This is a genomic window from Acidovorax delafieldii 2AN (assembly GCF_000175235.1).
Classification (GTDB): Bacteria; Pseudomonadota; Gammaproteobacteria; order Burkholderiales; family Burkholderiaceae_C; genus Acidovorax; species Acidovorax delafieldii_B.
This window is the reverse complement of the sequence record NZ_ACQT01000340.1, coordinates 1-3,128: the sequence shown is the minus strand read 5'-3', so window position 1 is coordinate 3,128 and position 3,128 is coordinate 1. Positions and strand designations below refer to the sequence as shown.

General features: G+C 59.1%; 1 protein-coding gene. It reads left to right on the top strand.

The annotated features are described in order from the left end of the window. Positions 1-107 precede the first annotated feature (107 nt). Positions 108-3,023 carry a Tn3-like element IS1071 family transposase gene (locus ACDELDRAFT_RS20655; RefSeq protein ID WP_003049965.1) on the top strand — a complete coding sequence of 972 codons (2,916 nt, stop codon included), beginning with the start codon at positions 108-110 and terminating at the stop codon, positions 3,021-3,023. Positions 3,024-3,128 lie beyond the last annotated feature (105 nt).

Sequence of the window (3,128 nt, the reverse complement as noted above, 5' to 3'; positions counted from 1 at the left end):
CAAAGCTAGCACTGGCGCGGGGGTGGTCTGGGTAGACCGTTGATTTCATTGACTTTCCTGTTCGCTTTGTAAACGGGTATGGTGGCCTCCCACTTTTGAGGTTCACGATGCAGGGTTGGCACACAACGTTTTTGGGGATGCGTGGGCTCCCCCGCGATATCAGCGACTTCGAGATGAAGGCATTTTTCACCTTCGATGGTGCCGAGCGCGACGCAATCAATGCACGCCGAGGTGATTCCCACAAGCTTGGTCTGGCGCTCCATATTGGTTTCCTGCGCATGAGTGGGCGTTTGCTCGGTGCCTTTCGGGTAATTCCAGTAGCCTTGTGGCGCCACCTTGGCAACGAGCTTGGCATTGCAGCACCAGAAGTCGCCTCGCTGAGAGCCATGTATGAACGCGGGCGCACGCTATTCGATCACCAACAAGTAGCCTGCACGGTCCTTGGATTCCAGTGGATGAGCGAGCACCAGCGCCGCTCACTGGTACGTGAACTGCGCGACGAAGTGGCGCGCTGCGCCGACCGCGATCAGCTACTCGTGCGGGCGCGTCAATGGCTGTACAAGAACAAGCTGGTGATCGTGCACGAGCGGGCAATTCGGACACTGATTGCGGCGGCACTTGCCCAGCTTGAAGTTGAAACAGGCACCGCCATCGCCGCCAGCGTTGATCCAGCAACACTTGATCGCTGGCGAGCCTCAGTTTCAGAGCTGCGCCCAGATGGACAAACCCAGCAGAGTTGGCTATGGGCTGCACCGGCGAAACACTCAACCCGCCAAATCAGCGAGGTACTGGAGCGCATCGACCTGCTTTACACGCTGGACGTTCATAAGCACCTGGCAGACATCCCCGATCTCATCTTGCGCCGCTACGCGCGCCGACTTGTCTCCAGGCCGCCCTCAGCCGGAGCCAAGATCAAAGAGCCAGCGCGCACCGTGGAGGTCGCATGCTTTCTTCGGTATTGCCTGTTCACCACCACAGACCAGTTGATCCTTATGGTGCAGCGCCGGATCGCCGATCTGTGGCGTCAGGCTGCCGCCGATGTCCCCGCTACCGTCAATTGGGCCGCAATGTACAAAACGCTGCTCGGCGAACTTGTTGCCTTGAGCGCGCAAGGTGCGGTGCCAGATGCTGAGTTGCGTGCCCGTCTTGAAGCCTTGATCACCGAAACCCAGAAACGCAAACCACCGAGCAGGGCCTCCCTGGTCCGCGAGGGATTGATTGATGGAATTCGCCCCGTGCGGTCGTTGCTCGTCGCCATTGCAAAGCTGCCCTGGCAGGCCACCGGCGAGCATCCTGCCATCGAGTACCTTGCCAAGCTGCAAGCTTTATATCTCAAAGGATCCAGAAAGCTGCCAGTTGAAGTGGTGGCACCAAGTCTGGGAATGATCTGGCAGGTTTCGATCTCCAGCCCAGACCGGGAACGGGCGTTTCAGGCGTTGGAGGTGGCCACCCTGTTTGCCCTGCGCCGCGCGGTGCGCAATGGCTCGGTCTGGATTGAGCACAGCCTGAGCTTTCGGGGTCGTGCGCGCTTGTTCTTCACGGACGAGCGTTGGCAGGCAGAGTCCAAGAAACACTATGCCCGTCTATCGTTACCCAGCAAGGCTGCCACTTTCTTGAAGCCTTTGCTGGCCAGAGTAACTGCCGGTGTCGATGCGGTGGCCGCTGCAGCCCGCAGTGGCGTACTGCGCGTGGATGATGAACTCCATTTGTCGCCATTGCCCGCAGAGGACGAAGACCCAGAAGTGACCAAGCTGCGCGCGGCTTTGGATCACCGCATCGGTGAGGTTCAATTGCCGGAAGTGATTCTGGCCGTTGACGCCCAGGTGCGCTTTAGCTGGATCATGCTCGGACGTGAGCCGCGCTCTACCGACGAGCTGCTGATGGTCTATGCCGGCATCATGGCCCACGGCACCAGTCTGACTGCGGTCGAATGCGCGCGCATGATTCCGCAATTGTCTGCCACCAGCATTCGCCAGGCCATGCGCTGGGCGCGGGACGAACGGCGTCTGAGCCAGGCCTGCCAGGCTGTGCTGGAATTCATGCAGCGACACCCGATTGCCGCCACCTGGGGGCGGTCCGATTTGGCATCTTCTGACATGATGAGCATGGAGACCACCAAACGGGTGTGGCAAGCCCGGCTTGATCCTCGGCGCAACACACCTTCCATTGGAATCTACTCCCATGTAAAAGACCGGTGGGGCATCTTCCATGCGCAGCCCTTTGTGCTCAATGAGCGCCAGGCGGGCGTGGCCATTGAAGGTGTCATCCGCCAAGAAAAGCTGGAGACCAGCCAGCTTGCTGTGGATACCCATGGCTACACCGACTTTGCCATGTCACATGCCCGTTTGCTTGGTTTTGATCTTTGCCCGCGGTTGAAGGAACTCAAACAGCGCCACCTCTTTGTGCCACGCGGCACCAAAGTGCCCGCAGAAATCGCTGCGGTGTGCGAAGCCAATGTCGACGTCGCTTTGATCGAAAAGCATTGGGATAGTCTGGTGCACCTGGCAGCCTCGGTCATGAGCGGACATGCCAGTGCGGTGGCAGCTCTTGCGCGGTTCGGTTCTGCCGCCCAGGGCGATCCAATCTATGAGGCTGGCGTGCAATTGGGGCGGTTGCTGCGTACGGCGTTTTTGGCTGACTACTTTGTCAAGGACGCTTTCAGGAACGAGTTGCGCCGGGTGCTCAATCGGGGCGAGGCTGTTAACGCCCTCAAGCGCGCCATTTATACCGGCCGGATCAGCCCGGCGCAGGCCAAACGTGTCGATGAAATGCAGGCTGTGGCCGATGCGTTGAGCCTGATGGCCAACATCGTGATGGCGTGGAATACCTCACAGATGCAGGCGGTCCTGGATCGCTGGTCGAACCGCCGCCAGGTCATTCCACCGGAACTGATCGGGAAGATTGCGCCCACCAGGCTGGAGAGCATCAACTTGCGGGGTGTGTTTCGCTTCCCGGTTGACCGCTATGCTGACCAAATCCTGCCTTCGCGGCCAAATGCATCGATAACTGGCACCAATGGATGAAACCGACCACGGTTTGACGCCACGAATCGCAGATTTGAAAGTGAACAGGAAAGTCAATGAAATCAACGATCTACCAACACCACCTCCGCGCCAGTGCTAGCTTTT

What these genes read in the sequence shown, in the direction of transcription:
- ACDELDRAFT_RS20655 (WP_003049965.1), top strand. Translation starts at nt 108, where the DNA reads ATGCAGGGTTGGCACACAACGTTTTTGGGGATGCGTGGGCTCCCCCGC.